The sequence below is a fragment of the Gardnerella sp. DNF00571G genome (genome assembly GCF_049262695.1).
GTDB classification, from domain to species: Bacteria; Actinomycetota; Actinomycetes; order Actinomycetales; family Bifidobacteriaceae; genus Bifidobacterium; species Bifidobacterium piotii.
Window position 1 is genome coordinate 297,091 of record NZ_CP058396.1, and the last position, 20,524, is coordinate 317,614.

The following is a 20,524-nucleotide window of genomic DNA, read 5'->3' on the forward strand; positions in this document are numbered from 1 at the left end:
CTTCCGTGTTATTTGTGTCTTTGCGTTATTTGTGTCTTCGCGTTATTTATCGTCGTAGTGGCCTTTGCAATTGTGCTCTTCGAGCTTTATGGTGCCATTTTTAACGCCATCAATCTGCGATTTCAAATATGCCTGATTTGACGGCGAGTAAAATGGGTCTAGCGAAAAATCTAACGGTATTCTCTTTTCGCGACCAATCGTTTTGATAAACACGTTCAGCGCGGCGCTCATAGAGATTCCGAGTTCTTTGCAAACTCGTTCTGCGTTGAGTTTGTCTTCTTTCTTTGCGCGAAAGTTTACGTTTACCACGTCTGTTGTTGCTGTAGTCATCTTGGTTCCTACTCTTATGTTTTAGTGTAGAGTTTTATACTTTTGCATAAATGTATACGATAATTATATATTATGTAACGTAAATGTCATTAATTATGCAATCAATTGTTGATGATTTTCAGTAACACGCAAACGACCTTTCCGCTTTTTGTTGTTTATTTTACCGATTTGAGCAACAAAGTCGGCATACATCAAATATCACTGTATCGTGATATAGTTGTCAATATGATTTAATTCGTAGAAGAGAAATCAGAAAAAGAAAGAGGGGTGAATGTGCCTGTAATTTCAAGGTTTTATAAGATTAAAGATGTAAAAGCGTGCGCAAATATGAGGCTCCTCGTGCATTTTGTAAACGGAATTGTTAAAGAATACGATGTTCATAATCTGCTGCGCAAGTTTCCAGCGTTCAAAGCATTGGAAGACGAAAAGTTGTTTAATAAGGTTGTTGTGGATACAGGCGGATATGGCATTATTTGGAATGATGATTTAGATGTTTCGTGTGATGAGTTGTGGAACAATGGCGAGCAGATTAAAACGCCATTTGACAATTTAATGTCTTTTGCGGATGCGAGCGATTTGTGGAATTTAAGCGAGTCGACTCTTAGAAAAGCTGTGTCGTATAAGAAGCTTGTTAAGGGCGTTGATGCTCAAAAATACGGTAAGCAGTGGGTTGTTACTCGTAGCGCGATGGTGCGAGAGTATGGGAATCAAGTTGGTGCTTAGAGCTACAAAGTCGGTAAATCGCTCGCGCGGATTAGCTGCGATTTTTGCGCTCGGGCACTGGCTTTAGCCTTACGATTTGCTCGCGCTTGTGGTCAGAGGCTTGTGGTCCGCGCGCACCCAAACCACAAGATGTTGTGGTTTTCGCGACACGCGGGTCACAAAAACCACTTCACCTACTACATAAAAGTATTCGGTTATTATCTAGTATTCAATAGATTTTTTTGCAAAAGTCAATCATTATAAAAACTTTTACGCACTCCGCAATTTGTAGGGGTTTTTACTTGAATTCGTTCGGGGGGGGGGTATAAATACTAGAGGCTTTAGTTAAAGCTGCGCTTTGCTATCTTGTTTTTGCGCGCGGGTTAATATTCGGGCTAATCGCAGAGTTGATTGCGGAGTTAACCCCCGAGTTAATCGCGCATTTAGCGCTGCGTTGAGTGATTGCAGAACGTTTATGCTGCGTTGGGCAGCGGGAGTCACCTGGCTTTGCTTGTACAGGTGCTGGTTGGAGCGTTCGTTACATTGTGCTTAACGCTTTTTGAGTATTGGATTTGTCTGGTGCTCTGCCAGTTTTGGGAGTTGCGCGCAAATGCACAAAACGAGTGAGCGAATAGTAGTTAAAGATAACTTAAGAATAACGAGGAACAAGTTGCATGGAATAGTCATGCAACGTGTTGGGGGTTGCCACGATATTCGCGGTGCCAGGAAAGGTGAGTAGACTATGTTGCCAGCAGGGTTACGTGGATTCGCATCACGCATGGGGCGTCTTGCATCGCGCGTTTTTGCTTGTAATAAGGGTGGCTCAGAGTCTTGCGCTGCCGCTTCTGCTACTTCTGCCGCCACTTCCGAAAACATCGCCACCGCGTCCACCGCAGCATGCACAGCACGCACAGCACACCCATCCCGCACTCTTCGCCGCGCGCTTTTAGCAATGCTCGTAGCCGTCGCCACACTTTTTGCGACTTTTGTTGTGCCGCCGATGCACAACGCTAAAGCGGCACAGGTTTGGTGGGATTATGCTGGCAATGGTTATGTGACGTCAAATGGTTCATGGGTTGGTGACGCTGTAAATCAAATTAATATGCCATATCCAACAATAGAAGATGTAAATTATAATGGCGAAACTAGAAAAAAGATAACTTGGACAGTAACTTTCAATTCCCAGGGTATTGGTGCGAAATCCGCTTCTCAGAATCAGTTTCCTGAAGGTAATCAACCTTCTAAAGGCTCGGCTTATGGCGGTCAACCAACTTTGTATGCTTGGCTTCCTTCTGGAATTGAGGATTCATCGATTACAATATATCGCGAGGTTACTGTGCGAAAAACTTGGGGTGGTGTCACGGATTTTGATTGGAATAAGGCACGATCCTCTAAAGAATTTCCTGGTAATCATCCTGGTGATTATGCAAATTTTGTTCTTGGTGATTTAGGCAAATCGCGCTGGACTTATTACAAGGGGGATAGTAACTTTGAAGGGCATGACTGGGCTAAGTCTCTTGGTCCAGGCACAGGCTCTAAAGTTGAAGGCGTAGGCGCTGGTGTTGAAGGCAAATACGCAAATGATTATGACATGTGTGAGGTTTATGCGTGGAAAAGAGAAAATAAGTTTTCTCGAGTCTTTATTTCTCAAGAGAAAGATGATTCTACTATTAGTCATCGTTGGACTATTAGTGCAATAGTTGATCGCGGTCAAAATCCGTTATTGCTTACATTTGCTGCTGGCTGGATTTCAGCTAAAGAGCTTAAGACTCGTTTTGTTGTTTCTGGCCCATTTGATACTGATGGTGATGGTATTCCTGACTCTGTTGAGCATCATCATAATATGAATCCTAAGTCTCCTGACGATATACTTTATCCTCAATTTAATGAATCTATGCTCAAAGATTATGATAAGGATAATGTTCCAATTACTACGTATGGTCGTAAAATAACTGAGAAGCCTTATATTAAAACAGGTCATTGGCAAGGTAATAGTTCCGAAGGTAGCTTTGTATATGATGGTCGTACGTCCACTGATTTGCCTTCTGATCTTGGAATAAAATATTCTATTACTGGTATTTCGGATAATACTATTAAAATTGCAAATTCTCCTAATAATATTTCTGAAGGATATGTCTATATTGATCCTAATACAGGTCACTTAACGTATAATCCTAGAAAAGAGGATAGAAATAAGACTATTACATTCCACACAAAAATCTCATACCCTAATTCTGGGTCATATAACTGTAAACATAAAAATGCAAAAGAATTTACTCACGATACTAAGATAAAGGTCGTTTCGCAAGCGTCACTATACAATCCGCATTACGAAACAACTGAGGTTGGCTCCGATCCATCTAAGGGAACGTTTAGCCCTGCTACCAGCGTTGAACCTAAAAGCGTCAGGAATCGCAAAAAGCCGTGGGTTAGGGTAGGTAGTCTTCCTAAAGGTTCTACTTTTAAGCTAGAGCAGTACACTCAATACAGTCTTCCAGTGCTTGATTGGTCTAAGATTGATTCAAAAAATACAGGAAACGGCAAAGTGACGTTTTCTCCGCCTAAGTCTGAGGCTGGTAAGAGTGAAAAGACTCCTGTTGTTGTAACGTACCCGGATGGTTCTACGTCTAAAGATAAGGACTCTGGTAATAGTGGTAATCCTGTGTACGCACCTGTTACAGTTGGTGATTTGCCAATTTCAGGTAGTGACTTGAATCTTGGATTGTACAACGGAAAGAAAATAGATAATAACGCGTTTGGCGGTTTTTCCTTTGGACATAAAAGTAATCCGCACGAGATTGATAAGGGCAAGAAAATAGGTGCGAAAGATAAATATAACCCTAACCCTAATAATGGTATTGTGTTCGATTCTTGGGCAAATAATGGTAAAGGTCCTATTACTTTCCGTGTGATATGCCATAGGACGGATGTACCTAATTCTCCGTTCGCGTTACTTAAACCTGCAGAGGGGGGCGCGAAAGCTAGCGGAGAGATTAACGGCTTGCATTTTGAGGATTTCCGCCAGTGGGTTCGAGATAATGACAAGAGTTGCAATGGCAAGGATTGCAGTGACCCTAACAAATACCTTCACTCTAGCGAATACAACAGAGACACTATGGAGCGTTCGCGTGCGCTGATTGGTGGCACGCCTAATGAAGGCGGATCGTATGAGTGTAAAGTGTTCGCTTTCCACCAAAAGCCTGGTGATAAAGACAGTAAAGATTATAGTGCATCGCTTACAGCATTTGAAAATGCGTCATCAGGTGATTCTATTGCGCTTCAATCACTTTTTACTAACTATGAGACTGCTAAAAAAGACGCAAAAGGCTCAGAGTGGGTTGCTGGTAGTTTCTACTTTAAAATCAAGCTTAAAGACAACCAAAAGTACAACCCGACTTATGTAAAGATGCCAACTATTCAAGCTGGCAAGTCAATTAAGGATGGTAGGTATAGCAGTCCGACAAAAGACAATATCAGCACTGATCAGCCAAAGAGTACTAAAGCTGGAAATGGTGTTCCGGAGAAGGAACAAGCTAGCATTCTTGATGATTACCTGCCTGATGGCACGTGGTTTGAGATTAAGCGCTTTGTTAAGGCTGTCGATATTAATAACTCGAAAGCAAACAGTTTGCCTTGGGCTAACTTTGAAGACGGCGAAGATAACGTTACGCGCGATGAAAAAGGCAAGCCTGTTATAGATAAGAAGAGCGGCAAGGTAGTTACTTTAGATCAGCCTAATCGCGATTACGGCGCTGTAACCTTCCACCCAGATAAGTGGCAGTCTGCTGGCGAATATTGGGCGGAAGTTAGAGTTCATTACCCAGACGGCTCGGTTTCTGACGGCGAAGGCTCTGTGAACGAGAAGCATCCTGTGTACGCGAAGGTGACGGTTACGCCTAAGCCAGACAAGAATAAATTTGGTTTGGATTTGTATAGGAAGCAATCAGTTTATGGTGGAAAAATCAGCGTTGAAAATGGCATAGACCTTCATCCAGGCGATTTACTTTCTGGCAACGATCGCCCTATGTTTGATTCTTACTTAACGAATGCTGTTGGCAATCTTCACCAGCATATGATTTGCTCAAAGCAGGGCAAGAATGGTAAGCAAACCGACTACACGTATGGCATTCTTCCTGGTCATGTTAATAATGAGAAGTCGAAGGATAAGAACGAAAAAGACGGATTGCGTCTTTTAGAACCACAGACGATTTGGAAGCATTCATCGCTTAAGGATCAGCTTGAGTGCAATGCAAATAGCAAAAATTGCAAGTCTGATACTTTCTTATATGATGATTGGGTTGATAGTGATAAAAGCTTTAACACTTTTGAGCGCACGCATGGATCTTTTGGTGGCGTGGCGCAGAAGACTGGCGATTATGTGTGCAAAGTCTACGTTATAAAAGGCGATGCTGAGTCTAATAAGTTTGAGAGTGCTGTTAAGGCTAATATCAAATCTAAGAAGGACGAGGATCCAGTTCCAAGCGTTCTGAATGCTAAGGGCAATCCATACGGCACAGAAGGCGAAGGCTACAAAACTGGTTCATTCTCTGTGCATATTCATAAGGACAATCAGCTGTATAACCCGACTTACACGAAGATTCCAGAAATTCAGGCTGGTAGTACTTTTGACAAGAATCTTAAGAAAGGCAACAAGGCAGCTATAAGCTCTGACGCTCCGCAAAGCAAGAAGAAGGTTACCGAGGGTAACACCGAGGTTAATGCTAACGGCGTTCCAAAAGAGGATTTGGTGAACGTTAAGGAAGGCGCTTTGCCTGCTGGCACTTGGTACGAGATTAAGCGCTTTGTTAAGGCTGGAGATATTAGCAAAACGAGTGCCAAGAGTTTGCCTTGGGCTAACTTTGAAGACGGCGAAGACAACAAAGCTGACGGTAAGGCAGAAGCAAAAGATAGTAACGCCACCAACAAAGGCTCCGTCACCTTCCGTCCAGATAAGTGGCAGGATGCTGACGAGTATTGGGCCGAGGTTAGGGTTCACTACCCGGACGGCTCTGTATCGGACGGCGAAGGCTCCGTGAACAAGGATCACCCTATCTACGCAAAGGTGAAGGTTACCAGACCAGCAATTAACAACCCAGATTTGCATGTTAACGTTTACAAGCAGTATGAAAATGGCAAGTTTACTGGGGATGTAGACAGCAAGAACGGAATTGTTGTTATGAAAGGCGTTGGCTTGCTGAAGGATATGGGCATTGACTCGTGGTCCACAGCCAAGCCTGAAGGCATTACGCTTAGAGCTTTGTGTAGAGACGACAGTGATGAAGCTAGAAAGAAGCAGCCTCAGGTTTGGAGTGAGAATCTCGATAATCTGTTCTTCAAGCTTAATTGGCAGCAGGCGTGGAAATATCCAAGCTTTGCTCGTCAGGAAACTTGCCGTAAGGGTAGCAATAATGGTGATGGCTGCAATACTGGCGATGAGCATCTCCTGTTTGATAGCACTGGCGGAACGATGGAGCGTGCGCGCGGAACTATCACCAGCGACAAAGCTCCTACGAAGTCTGGCAAATACTATTGCGTTGTGCTTGCGATGAAGCTTACGGATTTAGGTAAGTATAAGAATGCTATTAAGAATAGCAAGATTAGCGTTACTAATAATGACTTTGCTAAGGCTATAGGCTTTACCGATACTGAGGGCATTGACTACGCTGCAAAGTTCTTCCCAGTAACTGTGGTCGATAAATTCTCGCTGCCAAAGACCGGCGGGGAAGATTGCGTGAATTGGAACATGCTTATGAGCGTTGTGTGCGTGCTTGGCACGGGCGCTATGGCGGCTGGGTTCTTCCTTGATCAGACCAAGTGGGGGCGCGCGATGCTTGAGGCGTTGCTGCGTAAGGCGCTGATTAAAGATTTTATCTGCAAAACTGCCAAGTGGTGCGGCGGCGTAATGCTGCGTATCGAATGGTGGATAACCGAAAGGTGGCGATGCTGATGAAAATTTTCTGCAGCTTAAAAACTGCAGTATCAACGTTCCATGTGCTGGCAATGGTATTACGCGTTACATAGTGACGTTACATAGTTTCGTTACATAGTAACGACAATTATGCCGACGTATGGTTCGGATTTAATCTTGCTGCGCGCGGCGCAAATCGTAGCCGCCGACAGAGTTCATGCGGCTTTGCGATGACTCCGCCGACCGTGCGCAACACAAAACATAACACATATCTCTCAAAATGTTCGCAAGAACAAAACAAACAAGGAGAAATTATGAATAAGATAACAAAGCAGTGCGTGGCCGCGGTGGCCTCGCTCGCGATGGCTGGCACGCTGTGCGTTGCTGGCGCCGTGGTTGCTGGCACCTCCGCTTGGGCTGAGGATGCATGCAATAACGGCGCGCCTTGGTCTGAGGCTTGCAAGGCTCAGACTGGCTCCATCACCATTACCAAGTGGAAGGATGAGCCGAAAAAACAAGGCAACACAACTACTCAGTCTAAGACAACACATGTTGAGGGCGCTAAGTTTAGGGTGACTAAGGTTAAGTCGTTTGATGGTTCAACTAGCAACCTTGATCTTACAAATTATGATGAATGGCTTAAGGTTGCTGCTAAGGTCACAACTCTTAACGCTGATCCTAAGACTACTACGAATATCGCTTTTGAAGATTCAGTAACAAACGCTAATGCACCTGCAGCCCAAACTGATAAGACTCTATTTGCGACTAATTCGAATGGTGTAGCAAAAATAGATAACCTTGGAATTGGCTTGTACAAGATTGAAGAAGTCGAAGCTCCAAATGATTATCAGAAGCTTTCTAAGCCATTCTTCATGACTATTCCAGAAGTTACTAGTGTGGATGGTAAAACTAACTCCTACAAGTATGCCGTAACGGTGGAGCCAAAGGATCTTTACACTGGTGATGCTATTCATAAGTACGCGGATACTAACAACTTTATTGGCGTTAAGGATGATGTAACATACACCATTAAGTCCAAGGTATCTTCAAACAGCCAAACTGAAGTTTCTAAATTTACTAAAGATGATTTAGTTGACTTTGCTATTTGGGATGACGTTCCAACTAATGCGTTTGATGCTGCAAAAACTGCTGTGAAGAAGGTTGCGTTGAGCAATAATGAAGCTACGCCTTTAGCAGCTAGTGACTATACAGTTGGAGATCCTGTAGTTGGCGATGGCACTGGTGCTGGGAAGAATGGTATCGAAACAGGTTACTCTCGTCTTAAGGTTAACTTTACTGAAGCTGGCCTCACAAAGATTGCTACTGCTTACGCAGCCGACCCAACAATAACAGTCAATGTAACTCTTAAGTTCACTCTTAAGGAATCCGTCAATTCTGGCAAGATCGTGAACAAGTTTGGCATGCAAGGAGGCCATAGGAATGGTGAAAATCCACCAGTACCGGTTAATCCAAATCCAAACCCAGAATCGGAGGTAACTGTTCGTGACTTCCAGATTAAGAAGGTTAACGGAGCTAATGTGTCTGAAGGTCTTAAGGGTGCTAAGTTTGCAATCTTTACTACTCAAGAAGCTGCAGATAAATGTGCAAAAGATACAAGCCGTAGTGACACAAACTGCAAGGTAGCTGACTATGCTAAGGGCTTTGATAGTACAGCTGAAACTGCTGAAACTACTGGTTTAACCAAGGCTTTCAAGGCAAAGGTTGGAGAAGACTTCTACATTGTGGAAACTAAGGCTCCAGAGGGCTTTGTTTTGTCTCCAGCTGTTGAAAAGGTAAAGATTGAAGAATCTGGAACAGGATGGGATTCTACAACCAACACCTTCACCTACACCTTTAAGGATCTTCCAAACGGCGGTCCTGATGGAGGCGATAATTGGTTCAAGCTTCCAAAGACTGGTGCTGCTGGCGTGATTATCTTTGCGCTTATTGGCCTCGGTCTTGTTGGCTCTGGTATGTTCGTATTCCTTAAGAATCGCAAGAAGGAAGAAGAGCAGGCTGCGTGATTTGCTCAGATTGATTAGCAAATCATAAAGATTGAGTCTGCAAACGATTAAATCAAGAAACGATTGAGTCTAGGAGTAAAATCCTAGACTCAATCCTATGTAGTGCGTTTGCGCGACGACCTGCCTTTTCGCTTAGAGCGTAGCGCGTCATGATCAACTATTCCGCTTTTTGTTGTTCTGCGCGTGGTTTTGAGCTACAAAGTGCGGAGTTGTGTTCCGCTTTTTGTAGTCCGACACGCCGTTTAGAGCTACAAAACCCGTCATTTTTCTGCGTTTGTATCAAAATCAAACCAAATATTATCTTTCATTCAATAGCTTGAGCTTGGAGGAGTTATGAAGCTAGCCGATGTTAGCAATTGGTGCCACTCGTTGAGCGAGCGCGCGGTTGCTAAATTGTTCAAGAATAAGGCGAAGCGTACCTCCAATGTGGCTGGCACGAGCAATGTGGCTGGTGCGAGTGATTTGCTAGCGGAAGAATCGCAAGCAACCGAAGAGCAAACTCCACGATCCAACTCAAACAAAAATATAAACCAAAATACACTTAAAACTAAAAAAACAACTAAAAAAATAACTAAAAAGAAAAGCGCGCTGATGCGCATTATAGAGCCGATTGCGCTGGTTCTTGCAGGCATTTTGTGCTTTAGCTACCCTGTGTGCTCAACGCTGTGGAATAATCACGTTTCCAAGGAGATTTCCACAGCGTACGATAAGTACAATCACGACCAGGCTGGCGACGTGCGACGCGCGCACATACGCGCCGCGAAACGCTACAATGCCACGCGCAAAGACATGCTCACGCGAGACCCGTACGGCGGCGACGGCCAGGAAGACATAACTAACACGCCCGCGTACAAGCGCTACCTTAAAGCGCTTGAGGAGCCGATGGGCATTATTGGCATTGTAAAGATACCGAAGATTGGCGTAAAGCTGCCGATTTACCACGGTACAAAAGAAGAGACGCTGGCGCGAGGCGCGGGGCACTTGTACGGCACGGATTTGCCAGTGGGCGGCAAGGGGCGGCACACCGTGATCACCGCGCATACGGGCTTGCCGAACGCAACCATGTTCGACTCGCTAACCGACCTTAAAAAGGGCGACTACTTTTACCTCGACGTGCAAGGGGAGACCTTACGATACAAGGTGTTTCGCATAAACGTGGTGGATCCGCATGACATAAGTTTGCTGCAGCGCGAAAAGGGGCGCGATTTGGCAACGCTGCTTACGTGCACGCCGTATGGAATTAACTCGCATAGGCTGCTTGTTACGGGGTACCGCGTGCTGCCAGACCCTGTTGCGGCGCCAGAGGACCATGTGCAGTGGCCGCTTTGGATGACGCTGTTTGTTATAGCGATGATTTTCTCGGCGGCGATTCTTTCCATGATGATTACGGCGGCGGCTGGTAAGAGGCGGCGCAAGTGGGATATTCGCGGCAAGCACATATTGCGCGACGACCTGCCTTTTCGCTTAAAGCGTAGCGTGCTGTAACACGCGAGCGCTTTTCCGCTTTTTGTTGTTGATTTTGCGGTTTTGAGCAACATTTTCGGGCGCGACGACATACCTTCGAGCGCGCATATTCCCAGGCGATTATCAGACTTATAGCAAAATTGCGAGTAAAATAAAAAGACGTGATACTTGATCGTCATAATCGTTTAAATTTGGCCGAACTTTACGCCAGCTTGCAAGGAGCAGGCAATGGTGGGGCGCCAGACGCCGCCGCGGAAAAGTCGCAAGCAACCGCCGACGAAAAGTCCGCGCAAAAATCACCTATAAAAAGCGAAACGCCGCATCTTCCGCCCGAGCAAATGGACGAATTCGTAAACATGATGCAAGTGTACGAAGGCGCGATGTACGAAATCAGCACGAAGCTGGAGATTTTGGACGGCGAGTTTCAGGTGCGATTTTCGCACAATCCCGTGCATCACATGGAGCGGCGACTAAAATCCGTGCACTCGATTTTTGAGAAGCTGCGCCGCAGAAACCTAAGCATATCAACGCGTTCGATTCGCGACAACCTGTTCGATGTGGCTGGAATCCGCGTGATTTGCAACTATCGCGACGACGTGTATGCGGTTGCGCAATACCTTTCCAAGCAAACTGATATTCAGGTGCTGCAGGTTAAGGACTACATTAAAAACCCAAAGCCGAATGGGTACCGCAGTTTGCATGTGATTTACGCTGTGCCAGTGTTTTTGTCGTCGGGCGCGCATTACACGCCGGTGGAGGTGCAATTCCGCACAATTGCAATGGATTATTGGGCGAGTTTGGAGCACGCGTTGCGTTATAAGGCGGATTTGCCAGACGCAAAGTTGGCGGAGCATTCTAAGACGCTGCTTGAGTGCGCGCAGAATTTGCAGGCAATTGAGGCGAAGATGCAGGGGATTCATCGCGATATTAATGGTGCGCCGCGCGTGGAGGATGCGCCTGAGTCGTAACAAGCTAATGCGCGACGACCTGCCTTCGCGCTTAGAGCGTAGTGCGAAAAGGTAATTCGGAGCGCTGAGCCGCTTAAACGTAAAGTCCAGTGGACTTTACGTGCGGCGAAGACGTTCGCGCGCGTAGACCGCGCGAACGACGACCTACATCTCCGCTTTTTGTTGCACGACACACCATTTTAAGCAACATTCTCGGGAAAATCTTCCGCTTTTTGTTGTTGATTTTGCCAATTTGAGCAACAAAATCGGGAAAATTTGACGCTTTTTGTTGTTCGACACGCCATGAATCGCTACAAAACGCGCGGTTTTCAACGGTTTATAGCCTTTAACCACATTGCTAAAAATCTATTTACAAGAAAAACGTCGCCACTTATTATCAGCCTATGGAAAGTAGAAAAGTTTTATACAACACAGAGACATCTTGTAGAAATACAAATCTCCCTGCTAGGCTCATGAACAATTTACTTGAGTCGGAGCGAAATAATTCATGCCTAATGGCGTCGCGTTTCAACGATCGCTCAATTCTGCGCCGATATCTTAAGTCTGGAGAGTTGATTGAGCCTTACAATGGCTTCTACGCTATTCGCGATCACTGGAATCAATTACTGTACAAAGATAAAGTCAAGCGTATTGCAGTCACTCTTACAAATAAGATAAAGATAAAAAAGTGGAATTTTACTGGCGAAACTGCCGCTGTGCTTTTGGGTCTGGAGGTGGTTCACTTGCCTTACATACATCATTCGCTTACTGAAATATATGTGTCGTCTAGTTATGCGGAAAAATTTGCTTCGAATTGTAAAAAATCTGCTTTGGACAAGAAAAAGTCGGTGCGAAGTGCATTTAGACATAAATATAGCCGACTAAAACTTCCGGACATAATAGAGGATGAGTCTGGCATAAGGCTTGATGATTTTAATAAAAACAGCTATAAAAATGAGGCGGCGTCGTCATTTGGGCATACTTTTGGGCATATTGCGACTGCTGAAGAGCTTGCTATTAGTCATGTTGCCAGCATTTACAACGTTCTCTACGTGTGCGCTTGGAAGGGGTCGTTCGCCGAGTCGCTAGCAACTTTCGATTCTGCTGCTCGAAAAGGTGAAGATCTTAACAAAATTTTGCGTGTTTGTCGTAAATTTTACGGCTCCATGGATTGTTGTAGCGATACGCCGCAGTTCTTGAACAGTGTTCAGAATCCAAAAAACGCGGATTTTTATGGTGTAAATTATTCACCTATTAACAATCCAAATTTTCTTGGCACCGATGAATTTGATGTTTTGTCGCGAATGGAGACTTTGGTAAACCATGCGAACCCTAAGAGCGAGAACGGCGGAGAGTCACTTGCGCGGGCGATAATGCTTGAGCTTGGTTTTGTGGAGCCAGAGTTGCAGCACGAGTTTCCAAACCCGAATTATCCACAGAGCCCATATCGCGCAGATTTTATGTGGAAAGTTAACGGAAAAATTATTGTTGGAGAGTTTGATGGCACTGATAAATATTTGATTGAAGATAGAACTTTGCTTGATAGCCGCTCGGTTGCTTGCGACTTGCGTACTGAGGATTTTGATGGAAGTGTTGAAAATATCAACAACTTCAGCACAAATAACTTATATAGATATAATCGTGATGCAGTTAGGAAGGAACGCAATAGAGAACGGTGGCTTATGGATTGCGGAGTTGTTAGGGTTGTGCGATTTGACTATTGCGATATCTTGAATCCGATTGAGTTTAAGAAGAAGCTGCTTTCTGCGGGAGTTCCTGTGGCCGTTGCGTGATTTACAACATTCTCGATTAATTATCTACGCTTTTTGTTGCTCAACACGCTGATTAGAGCTACAAAATCGGGAAAATCTTCCGCTTTTTGTTGTTTGACACGCGGTTTAGAGCTACAAAAAGCGTAAATTTCCGCTTTTTGTTGTTATAAATGGAAAGAACAAAAAAGGCTTCTAGCGATTGGCTAGAAACCCCGTTCGCGGATGAGGCGAGATTCGAACTCGCGGTAGGTTTCCCTACAACGGTTTTCAAGACCGTCTCCTTAGACCGCTCGGACACCCATCCATGTGTGCTCGCTACGCAATACGCGTGTCAATCACACAAGCGAATAGCCTACCATAATCCCTAGGAAAAACGCGCAGGCTCGCACCTAGTCGCGCCTATTACCCAGCAACTCCAGCAAGTACACAAACATGTTAATGAAGTCCAAATAAAGATTAAACGCGCAAATAATCGAAACACGCTTAATCATTTCTGGCTGATTAGCATAGGCTTCAAAAATCGCACGAGTTTTTTGTGCATCGTAAGCCGTAAGACCTGCAAAAATCAACACTGCAATCGCAGCAATAAATCGCATAGTTCCAGCGCTTGGAGCAACAAACATAAGAATTACCTGGCTAACGCACAACACCAACAAAGCCACCATAAGAATCGGGCCAGCCTTAAGCATATTCACTTTTGTAGTAAGCGCAAGCATTGTAAGACACAGGAAGAATCCAGCCGTTAAAGCCAAAACCATTGCAATAGAGCCTAGGCTAAACACAGTAAAGATCGTGCTAAGCGTAAAGCCTGTAAGTGCCGCATACGCATAGAACATTGCACGAGCAGCAAAAACGCTCATTTTCATAACGCGCATTCCAAGCACAACAGCAAGCACCACTTGCGCAATAATAATGCCGAAGAAACCAAACCTACCCGTAGCATACAAGTAAGAGTAAAGCGCACCCGTGCTTTGCGTAAACATTGCAACAAGCGTTGTAACTATTAAGCCAACGGTCATCTCTGCGTAAACGCGACGCACACTCACTCGCTCTGCCTGCTCGCGCACATAAGTAGCTTGCGAGTCTACAATTGTTGGGTTTTGCGCAAAATCGCCAGCATAATTGCCGTTAAAACTTCCAAAATCTCCCATATATCCTCCTAAAATTCTGTAAGACTCTGTATAACTCTATACAACTATATAAACCCTTGAAAATCTGATTGTAGTACATTTGTACGAAACGCGCAATATCAAAATATTTACAACAAAGTGCGTCAATTAACTCCGCTTTGTGTTGTTTGTTTGCGCGACGACCTGCCTTTTCGCTTAGAGCGTAGCGTTAAAGGCGCTTTGACTGAGCTTGAAATTGCATAGCGCATTTCAAGCTCCTTCAAAGCGTGATTTGGCTTAAGGCATAAAGTCCAGTGGACTTTATGCGCCAAATCAGCCGAACGGCTACTAATAGCCGTGAGGAATAGCGCGGCTAATCCGCGCGAATGACATGACCTGCCGTATTTTAGATACAATCGCACTACACCTAGATAGAAAGATAGTTGCGCTCTTGAGATTTGATGGAGTCAAGCACGAATCGCGCGCCACTTCGATTCTTCTGACTGCTTACAAAATCTTGCGGAGAATAAGGCGCTGCGCTGTTAAACATTTCCTCGTATTGCGAAACGCTTAATTGCGTGCGATTGTTTAATGTTTTTATGTGCTGATTGGAAAACAGCGCGCTTCGCCAGCCTGGAACAAGTGTTGCGCTAAAGAATTCCGCTACAGCGCCCGAACCGTATGAGAACAAGCCGATTTTTTGACCTGTGAGTAGGGGAGACGGGCGCGTAGGCGATTCATTTGAGTGCGTTGCGGAAGATAAGTCGCAAGCAACCGCAGATGATGAATTGCTGGCATACGTTGATGAATCGCCAGTAGACTCTGATGGATCGCCAGCAACCGCAGAATCGCAAGAATTCCTAAAATAATCGTAATCAAGTAAAGAAATTAATCCCAAATAGAGCGAACCAGTGTAAATATTCCCGATTCGGCGACTGTATTGCGTGCTGTCTTGGTATCGCGCAAGAAGACGTTCGCGCGTATCGCTTGTAAGGGACGCGTCGTCATTTTCAGGCAACACGCCGTCATTTGTGTGTAACACGCCATCGCATGAGTGCGGCGCGCCCGAATTTTCCTCCAACCCAGCTCGAAGCGCTTTAAGCCCCATTTTTGTGTACGGAAGATGGAAGCAAATCGCCTCAAAATCGTTGAAATTGCAGGCGTTTTCTGCACTGTATTTCTGCCACACATCACAGAACATACGAATGTATTGCTCGGTTGAAAACTTTCCGCGCGCCAAAGCAGTGCTTTGATACACGGGCCGCCAAAAATCCTGGATTTCCGCCGATTTTACAACGCTGTCGTTATTGATTTGCAACACGCGCGGATTCTCGCTTACAAGCATCGCCACAGCACCAGCGCCTTGCGTCACCTCGCCAGGAGTGCCAACGCCGTAGCGCGCAATGTCTGCAGCAATCACCAAAACTTGCGCACCAGAGTGCGCCAAAACGTAGTCACGAGCCATCATAAGCGCCGCAGTTCCGCCATAACACGCCTCTTTTACTTCCACGCAACGCACCCACTCGCTAAGGTTCAGCAGTTTGTGAATGTAGAGCGCGCTGGATTTGCTGGCGTCGACGCCGCTTTCTGTACCAACGATCACCATTTTGAGACGGTTGCTATCGATGTACGGCAGTAGCGGCAGCGCAGCTTGAGCGCCAAGCGTTACGATATCTTGATGATTTGGCGGCACCGCTTGCTGGCTTTGGCCGATTCCAATTGTGAATTTGTTCGGGTCAATTCCGCGCGCAATCGCAAGGTCGCGCATGCTTAGGTAGCAATTTGGGGTTGCGAAAGTTATGCGGTCGATGCCAACTTTTGGCGGAATTTGGGGCGTGTTGCCTTGTGCGTTTTGTGAAGTATTGCTCATGATTTCCTATTTTTTAAGTGTAATTTTAGTGGTGTAAATTTTACGGCGCGGATGCTTGCGATTTTTCCGCGGAAAAATGGCCATTAACCGCGCGTTTTTGCGATTTTACGTGTTCCTGCGCTTGCGCAAATCATCAAGAATTATTCTTGCAGAATTCGTGTTCAAATCGGAAGAATTTTCGTTTAGAAGCCCGTGCACAACCTTTTGAATTTCGTCCCCGCGCGCTCCAGAAGCGATAGCGATGTTTGCGGCCTGAAGGCGCATGTGGCCAGCCTGGATTCCAGGGCCCGCGAGTGCGCGAAGAGCCGCCAAGTTTTGCACGAGTCCTACGGCTGCTAGAACGTTGCGAAAATCGTTGGCGTTATTGACTTTAGCAAGTTGCAGCGCGATTTTTGACATTGGGAGCGAGGCGATTGCGCCGCCCACTGTGCCGATTTGCAGCGGGATTTCGATGCGGCCGTAAAGGATTTGGTCGTTATTTTGCAAGGTCCACGTTGAAAGAGGCATGTAGCGGCCAGATTTTGCGGCCCATTCGTGCGCGGCTGCTTGCAATGCGCGCGTGTCGTTGCCCGAAGCGAGTGCTGCAGCCACTATTCCGTTTAGGATTCCTTTGTTGTGGGTTGCAGCGCGCTCCGCGTCTACGGCGGCCAGGGAGCTTAAGGCGGCGATGCGGCGCGCAAGGCGCATGCCGTCGGTGCGCTGCGAGTTGTGTTGTTCGGCGTTGCGTTGTTCGCAAGCCTTGCCGCTGTTCTCGCAGCGCTCGTCGGCATCTCCAGCCGCGGCAGTTTTTGCGCTAGACACAAGCGCTTCTACGGGTATGTGCACTTCGGCGACTGTTGCCGCGCGGCTGGAGTTGGCAAGAATTGCCACCAGCGCCTTGCGCCCAACCCAGCTCTCCAGCTGGGTTTTAACAGCTTCGCCAATGGTGTTTGCAATGTTTGCGCCCATTGCGTCGCACGCGTTTATGTCTAGTGTTAGCTTGGCGAAGCCTGTTAACGCCGCCGCCTGCGCGCGTTCTAATCCGCCGCCGCGTTGGTATATTGATGGGTGCGCGGAGCGCGCAACCTCACTAATCGCCGCGCGTTTTGACTCGTCGCGCATTATGCTATCTAGTTTTTTGGCTACGCTTCCGTCCGCGTCTTCAAAAACGATTTGCGCGCGCGTAACGTAATGCTCGCTGCGTGCTACAACGCCGTTTTCTAGGCTTTTTGACGCGATTTTTGCGCCGTTGCATGCGGCAGCGATTACGGACGGCTCTTCCGTAGCCATCATCACGTTTCGCATAACGCCGTTTACTTTTAGGCCGCGCACAACGCCTACTGGCAGGCTGAATCGCCCGATTTGGTTTTCGATCATGCTGTTTGCAACGCTTGCAGGAATGTTTGCTTCGCCACTTTGCGCGAGCTGTTCGAGCAGAAGTTGCGAGCAGTCGCTGCTAAGTGCGCCTTCTGATTCCAGCGTTTTTATGCGCTGTTCTACGCTTAATTCTCGAAAAGCTGCCATGTTTCTCCATTTTTTTTTTGACGCTATTTTTTGACGCCATTTTTACGATTTTTTACTTTTGCAATGTTTCTTTGACGCCTTTGACGCTATTTTCAAGTCGCTAGTAACCGCAAAGTCGCCAGCAACCGCGCGTGTCACAACATCGTCAGTCACGACATCGCTAGTCGCAAAAAGCCTAACGCAACACGCACGCATCACATTGCTGCTGCTACTTCTACTTTCGCATCCTAACTTGCATGCTCACTCCAATTCCGCCTCCCACGCACAGCGCCGCAACGCCGTTTTGCATGTGATTGTCTTTAAGTGCGTAAAGAAGTGTTGTTAAAATCCTGGCTCCGCTAGCGCCAAGCGGGTGACCGAGCGCAATCGCGCCTCCTCTTACATTCAGCTTGCTTTCGCTTATGTTCAGCTGCTGGCACACGGCTATGCTTTGCGCAGCAAACGCTTCGTTAATCTCAAAAAGATCAATGTTTTCAACGGTGTAGCCCGTGTTTTTTAGCATGCGCTCCATAACGTGTTTTGGCGCGTATCCCATAAGGTCTGGGCTGATTCCGCCCTCGGCAAATCCCACGATTTCTGCCAAATAGTCGATTCCGTGCGCGATTGCGTAGTCTTTGCTCATTAAGACGAGTGCTGCTGCGCCGTCGTTGATGCCGCTTGCGTTTCCAGCGGTTACAGTAGGCGAGTGTTTTGTGCCAGAATCCGCCTCGCTCATTCCACCAGTTTCGCGACTGCCAGAATCTGTCTCGCTCAAGCCACAGTTCGCTCCACGCATTCCATCAGCTTCGCGCGTTTCAAAATCCGCCTCAAACAACGTTTTAAGCTTAGCCAATTTCTCCATAGAAGTGTTGGCTCGAGGATGCTCGTCTCGGCTAATCAAAGTTCCGTCCGCAAGCTGCACGGGAGCAATCTCCGCGTCAAAATCGCCGTTATTTTGCGCAAAAACGGCTTTTTGGTGCGATTTTAGCGCAAAAGCGTCTTGCTGCTCGCGCGTTATGCCAAACTTTGCAGCCACGTTTTCTGCAGTAACACCCATTTCTTTGCCAGTAAAAGCATCACAAAGACCGTCTTTTTTTAGTCCATCAACCAGCGCGCTGTTGCCGTAGCGAATGCCACCAAATCGCACGTTTTGCGCGTAAAACGGCACGTTGCTCATGCTTTCCGTGCCGCCAGCAACTACGACTTGTGCGTCTCCCATGCAAATCGCCGACTGCGCAAGGCGAATGGCTTTAAGACCAGACCCACAAACCTCGTTAATTGTCATTGCGCAACTTGACTCGTCAAGCCCCGATCTAAGGGCGATTTGGCGCGCAACGTTTTGACCGCTGCCTGCTTGAAGTACGTTGCCAAAAATCGCTTGATCTACGGATTTTGGGCTGATTCCTGCGCGTTCGATTGCGGCTTTTGCTGCGATTGTTCCTAACTCAACAGATGTGAGCGACTTCAACGCGCCTCCGAATTTGCCTATCGGTGTGCGCGCTGCGCTTACAATCACAACATCACTCATACGTTTAGCCGCCAATCAGTTGAAAACTAGCCGATTAAAGCCATATCGATCAAGCTATCTTATTGAAAATTATTAAAAATTGCATGTTGAAAACTAGCACATTTAGAGTAATAGGTTTCAAACACCAACCGAACTACTTTATCGTATTTTTACGCAAAATTGCGATTTGTGAAGAATTATGTTTAATTTTTTCACAATTTGCGCACAACTATATCGACCGCATAGACTCCGCATAGACTCCGCATTTTGTGCGGCTAATCCGCGCGAGCGACACGATCTGTTTTCCGCTTTTTGTTGTTCAAAACGCTGGTTAGAGCTACAAAAAGCGTCAATTTTTCCCGATTTTGTAGCTCTAAACCACGAAATCAGCTACAAAAAGCGTCAATTTTTCCCGAGAATGTTGTTCAAAACGCTGGTTAGAGCTACAAAAAGCGTCAATTTTTCCCGAGAATGTTGCTCGACACGCTGGTTAGAGCTACAAAAAGCGTCACTATTGCTTTGCGCTACTTGCGGAAGGTGATCGACCCATCGCTAGGATCCATCGACTCCACAATCGCCAGCGAATCCAAGTCATATCCAGCTTCGCGCAACGCGTCTCCGCCGCCTTGGAAGCCTTTTTCAATCGCAATGCCAATGCCAGCAACCGTGGCTCCAGCGTGATCGCAAATGTCAATCAACCCTTGCAAAGCCTTGCCATTAGCCAAAAAATCGTCCAAAATCAAAACGCGGTCGTCTGCGCTCAAATATTTTCTAGACACAATTACAGGGAACTCGCGCTGCTTTGTAAACGAGAATACGGTAGACACGTATTGATCGCCATCCAAGTTGATTGATTGCGCTTTCTTTGCAAAAACCACTGGAATGTTGCCAAAATGACGTGCAGCAACGCACGCGATTCCGATTCCCGAAGACTCGATTGTTAGGATTTTGTTGATTTGCGTGTTCTGAAAATGCTGTGCCCAAGCGGCTCCCATTGCGTCAAAAAGCGCGCAATCGCACTGGTGGTTAAGGAATGCGTCGACTTTCAAAACATTTCCTGGCTTAACAATGCCTTCTTTTTGGATGCGTTCTTCCAGTTCTTGCACGATGATTCCTTTCAAATTGAGCCGTGTTTTGCGTGTGCAGCGGTATCTGTATAGCTTACCCCCCGCTTTGACTGAGCTTGAAATTGCATAACGCATTTCAAGCTCCTTCAAAGCGTGATTTGGCTTAAGGCATAAAGTCCAGTGGACTTTATGCGCCAAATCAGCCTAACGGCTACTAATAGCCGTTAGGAATAGCGCGTTTAGACCGCGAGCGATTTTCCCGAGAATGTTGTTCAAAACGTCCCGCGGAGCTACAAAAAGCGGAAGATGACTCCGCATTTTGTAGTTCTGGACAGCGTGTTG

General features: G+C 46.3%; 12 protein-coding genes and 1 tRNA gene. 6 read left to right on the forward strand and 7 right to left on the reverse strand.

What is annotated here, in order from left to right:
• Positions 1–42: 42 nt before the first annotated feature.
• On the reverse strand, positions 43–330 hold the full coding sequence (locus tag HXT30_RS01325; protein ID WP_422111647.1) for a type II toxin-antitoxin system RelB/DinJ family antitoxin: 288 nt from the start codon (positions 328–330) through the stop codon (positions 43–45).
• Between the two features lie 273 nt (positions 331–603).
• On the opposite strand from HXT30_RS01325, the gene HXT30_RS01330 reads away from it, so the two are divergent.
• The 6 genes from HXT30_RS01330 to HXT30_RS01355 all read left to right on the forward strand — a co-directional run bounded on the left by HXT30_RS01330 (position 604) and on the right by HXT30_RS01355 (position 13,168).
• Entirely contained in the window at positions 604–1,053 is a 450-nt protein-coding gene (locus tag HXT30_RS01330) for a helix-turn-helix domain-containing protein (protein ID WP_415701663.1), read from the forward strand.
• Positions 1,054–1,810: 757 nt separating this feature from the next.
• Positions 1,811–6,979, forward strand: coding sequence for a Rib/alpha-like domain-containing protein (locus tag HXT30_RS01335; RefSeq protein ID WP_422111648.1), 5,169 nt, complete (start codon positions 1,811–1,813; stop codon positions 6,977–6,979).
• A gap of 275 nt (positions 6,980–7,254) precedes the next feature.
• On the forward strand, positions 7,255–8,964 hold the full coding sequence (locus HXT30_RS01340; RefSeq protein ID WP_422111649.1) for a SpaH/EbpB family LPXTG-anchored major pilin: 1,710 nt from the start codon (positions 7,255–7,257) through the stop codon (positions 8,962–8,964).
• A gap of 333 nt (positions 8,965–9,297) precedes the next feature.
• Entirely contained in the window at positions 9,298–10,449 is a 1,152-nt protein-coding gene (locus tag HXT30_RS01345; RefSeq protein WP_422111650.1) for a class C sortase, read from the forward strand.
• Positions 10,450–10,589: 140 nt separating this feature from the next.
• The gene (locus HXT30_RS01350) at positions 10,590–11,396 is read left to right on the forward strand and encodes a GTP pyrophosphokinase (protein WP_422111651.1); all 807 of its coding nucleotides are present in this window, start codon (positions 10,590–10,592) and stop codon (positions 11,394–11,396) included.
• Positions 11,397–11,890: 494 nt separating this feature from the next.
• Entirely contained in the window at positions 11,891–13,168 is a 1,278-nt protein-coding gene (locus HXT30_RS01355; protein ID WP_415701115.1) for a hypothetical protein, read from the forward strand.
• A gap of 198 nt (positions 13,169–13,366) precedes the next feature.
• Here HXT30_RS01355 and HXT30_RS01360 read toward each other — a convergent pair.
• The 6 genes from HXT30_RS01360 to HXT30_RS01385 all read right to left on the reverse strand — a co-directional run bounded on the left by HXT30_RS01360 (position 13,367) and on the right by HXT30_RS01385 (position 20,221).
• A tRNA-Ser gene (locus HXT30_RS01360) sits at positions 13,367–13,451 on the reverse strand.
• A gap of 85 nt (positions 13,452–13,536) precedes the next feature.
• Positions 13,537–14,298: a Bax inhibitor-1/YccA family protein gene (locus HXT30_RS01365; protein ID WP_032812822.1), complete on the reverse strand. Its 762-nt coding sequence runs from the start codon at positions 14,296–14,298 to the stop codon at positions 13,537–13,539.
• Positions 14,299–14,683: 385 nt separating this feature from the next.
• Positions 14,684–16,126, reverse strand: a complete 1,443-nt coding sequence (locus HXT30_RS01370) for a hydroxymethylglutaryl-CoA synthase family protein (RefSeq protein WP_415701083.1) — start codon at positions 16,124–16,126, stop codon at positions 14,684–14,686.
• A 105-nt stretch (positions 16,127–16,231) separates the two neighbouring features.
• Positions 16,232–17,629 carry a hydroxymethylglutaryl-CoA reductase, degradative gene (locus HXT30_RS01375; RefSeq protein ID WP_422111652.1) on the reverse strand — a complete coding sequence of 466 codons (1,398 nt, stop codon included), beginning with the start codon at positions 17,627–17,629 and terminating at the stop codon, positions 16,232–16,234.
• Positions 17,630–17,843: 214 nt separating this feature from the next.
• A complete protein-coding gene (locus tag HXT30_RS01380; protein ID WP_422111653.1) occupies positions 17,844–19,136 on the reverse strand; it encodes a thiolase family protein in 1,293 nt (430 codons plus the stop codon).
• A 503-nt stretch (positions 19,137–19,639) separates the two neighbouring features.
• Positions 19,640–20,221: a xanthine phosphoribosyltransferase gene (locus tag HXT30_RS01385; RefSeq protein ID WP_032816948.1), complete on the reverse strand. Its 582-nt coding sequence runs from the start codon at positions 20,219–20,221 to the stop codon at positions 19,640–19,642.
• Positions 20,222–20,524 lie beyond the last annotated feature (303 nt).

Coding starts and splice junctions, on each gene's coding strand:
- HXT30_RS01325 (WP_422111647.1), bottom strand. CDS start 330: ATGACTACAGCAACAACAGACGTGGTAAACGTAAACTTTCGCGCAAAG.
- HXT30_RS01335 (WP_422111648.1), top strand. CDS start 1,811: ATGGGGCGTCTTGCATCGCGCGTTTTTGCTTGTAATAAGGGTGGCTCA.
- HXT30_RS01340 (WP_422111649.1), top strand. CDS start 7,255: ATGAATAAGATAACAAAGCAGTGCGTGGCCGCGGTGGCCTCGCTCGCG.
- HXT30_RS01345 (WP_422111650.1), top strand. CDS start 9,298: ATGAAGCTAGCCGATGTTAGCAATTGGTGCCACTCGTTGAGCGAGCGC.
- HXT30_RS01355 (WP_415701115.1), top strand. CDS start 11,891: ATGGCGTCGCGTTTCAACGATCGCTCAATTCTGCGCCGATATCTTAAG.
- HXT30_RS01365 (WP_032812822.1), bottom strand. CDS start 14,298: ATGGGAGATTTTGGAAGTTTTAACGGCAATTATGCTGGCGATTTTGCG.
- HXT30_RS01370 (WP_415701083.1), bottom strand. CDS start 16,126: ATGAGCAATACTTCACAAAACGCACAAGGCAACACGCCCCAAATTCCG.
- HXT30_RS01375 (WP_422111652.1), bottom strand. CDS start 17,629: ATGGCAGCTTTTCGAGAATTAAGCGTAGAACAGCGCATAAAAACGCTG.
- HXT30_RS01380 (WP_422111653.1), bottom strand. CDS start 19,136: ATGAGTGATGTTGTGATTGTAAGCGCAGCGCGCACACCGATAGGCAAA.